This is a genomic window from Ruegeria sp. AD2(2025) (genome assembly GCF_056542385.1).
The window spans coordinates 1-2,571 of sequence record NZ_JBQFZS010000031.1; the positions used below are offsets into that span (position 1 = coordinate 1).

Consider the following 2,571-nt stretch of genomic DNA (forward strand, 5'->3'; position numbering starts at 1 on the left):
AAGTCGTCCGCAACACCTCGTGCCGATCCAGCACATCGAAAAACGCTCCCTCCAACGCGTCGACATCCAGATCGCCAGAAAGCTCGAGCACTCGGGTGATGTTGTAGAGCGTGTCGCGCGGGGTGTTTCGATAGTGGAACCACAGCCGTGTCTGTTCATACGACGCGGGTGCCGAGGCGGTCGCAACGCTCTCACGGGCCAGTGCCTTGCCGATCTCTTCAGTCAGGCAGGTGCTGATCGCGGCCAGGCTTTCGGGATCACGGAAGAGCTCGTTATGCGCCCCCGGGATGTCGCGCACCTTGAAGCGGCCGGTGCTGACCCTCGCCCATTCCTGAATGGTCTCGGCATTGGGGCTTTGCGAGGCGGACAGAAAGACGACGTTCCCGTCATAGGGCTGCGGCCGGTACATCGCCCGCAACCGGTTCAGCCGCATGAAGAACGCATGGTAGGACGTCAGGTTGTCGAGGGTGAAGCTTGGCGGAAAGTTCGATTTCCCAGACCCCTTGATCTCGTCCAGGATCGTCGCGAGACGGGCGCTTTTGGACATCCCGAAGAAGGGCGCGTCCGCCGCCGCGGCCCAAGCCGGCGCGCGGCCCAGACAGATGTTGATGAATGTCGACCAGATCACCCGGTCAAAGGCCGCGTCGGCGAGATCGAACGGCGTGCGGAACGGCGAATCGATTAGCGCCACCAGCGCAATCCGGCGTCCGCCCGCGTCCAACTGACGGGCGATCTCGAAAGCGAGGTTGCCGCCCATGGAATAGCCGCACAAAAGCAGCGGCGCATCGGGCGCGGTGCGGTCGATATCCTCGGCATACCAGGTGGCCAGATCCTCGAGACGATCGGGAAAGTCATGCGAGTCGTAAAAATCCATGGCGCTGACGCCGAACATCTCGATTGGCTCTTTGCCGGGCTGGTGGCTGGCGTCGAATTTGCTGTAGAAGTTGGCCCCGCCCGAGATCGAATGAATGCAAAAGAGCGGCGGGCTGCTGCCGTCCTGAAGCCGGATCAGGGGCGATTTTTCTGCAGGCGCGCTAGCGCGTTCCGTGCCATTCGCCGCCAGCCGCAAAAGCTCTGGCTTCAGCGCCTTAAGATCGCTCATGACCCGGGCGCTCAGCGGGCCGCGCGGCGACCAGAACCTGAGCTTTCCCTCCTCAACCCAAAGCCGGACACCATCGGCCGAGAGCATCTCGATCAAGTGTTCCGCTGCGGTCTGGCGATCGCCTTCCATCAGATTTCCCCCTGGTGTTCGGTCATCAACCCGCGCATTGCCCTGGCCACATGTTCGACTGTGGGGCGCTCGTAGAACGCCGTCAGAGCCAGCCCCGCGCCCGTCCGGCTGCGGATTTCTGCCAGCGCGACCAGCGCCGAGAGCGAATGCCCGCCGAGATCGAAAAAGTTTTCGGTGACGCTCAAATCCTCGACGCCCAGAACCTCGGCAAAAACCTCGGCCACGACGGTTTCGCGCATGTCGCGTGGTTCCGTCTTGACGGCGAGCGGCGCGCCTGGGGCGGGCAGTCTCTTACGGTCGAGCTTGCCGCTCTTGGTTAGCGGCAGGGCGTCGAGCATGATGATATGCGCCGGCACCATGAATTGAGGCAGGATGGACGAGACGAAGTGCCGGACCACGTCGGGCCGCGGCGCACCCTCGCCTTGGGGCACGAAATACGCGACTATCTGATTTTCACCCTGGGCATCGGGGCGCGCGACGACAGCGGCCTCTGCAACGCCATCATGCCGCATCAGCGCCGCTTCGATCTCTCCGGTCTCGACCCGGAAACCGCGGACCTTCACCTGGTCGTCGGATCGCCCAATGAATTCGATGGTCCCGTCCGACCGCCAGCAACCGAGGTCGCCGGTGCGATACATCCGCGCGCCGTCTGACTCGAACGGGTTGGCCACGAAATGCGCCGCCGTCCGAGCCGCCTTTCCTGCATAGCCCCGCGCCAGACCGCTTCCCGCCACAAAGAGCGCGCCCGGCACATTCAGCGGGCAAGGATTCATGAACGCGTCGAGGATATAGACACGGGCATTGTCCACCGGCCGACCGATGGGCACATGGTCGTGGCTGGTGTCCTCGGCCAGATCGTAAAAAGTCGCGTCCCAGAATTCCGATGCGCCATAGGTGTTGATCACCCGGGCTTCGTGGAAGGTCGCCTTTATTTCGCTGGCCTGACGGTGGCTCAGCTTTTCGCCACCCAGGATCCAGTAACCGACCTTCTTGAGCAACAGATGATCTGCGCCAGAGGCCTTCGCCAGCTTGTGCAAAACCGACGGGACGAAGGCCGTGCGTAGTGCGATGTCCTCCGGCAGATCCGCCACCGCGTCACCGGCGAACAGATCCTCGAGACGGCCTGCCATCACGATAGACTGGCCTATCGTCAGTGAGGAAAACACTTCCCACATGGAATCGACGAAGGAAATCGACGTCTTCATCAGGCTAGCGGTGCTGCCTGTGCCCACGCAATCCCAGGCAAGCCGGTTTGCCAGGCACAGCTGCGTGCCCAGCACCCCCTTTGGCGTTCCGGTCGAGCCTGATGTGTAGATCATATAGGCGGGGGACTGGGGGTG

Annotated in this window: 2 protein-coding genes; both read right to left on the minus strand. The window is 62.7% G+C overall.

Going from position 1 to position 2,571, the window contains the following annotated elements; genetic code table 11:
* Positions 1 to 1,231, minus strand: a 1,231-nt coding sequence (locus ACR1XV_RS21360; RefSeq protein WP_480535040.1) for an alpha/beta fold hydrolase, incomplete at its 3' end; no start/stop codon positions are given.
* Positions 1,231 to 2,571, minus strand: a 1,341-nt coding sequence (locus ACR1XV_RS21365; RefSeq protein WP_480535042.1) for a non-ribosomal peptide synthetase, incomplete at its 5' end; no start/stop codon positions are given. The genes ACR1XV_RS21365 and ACR1XV_RS21360, both read right to left, overlap by 1 nt.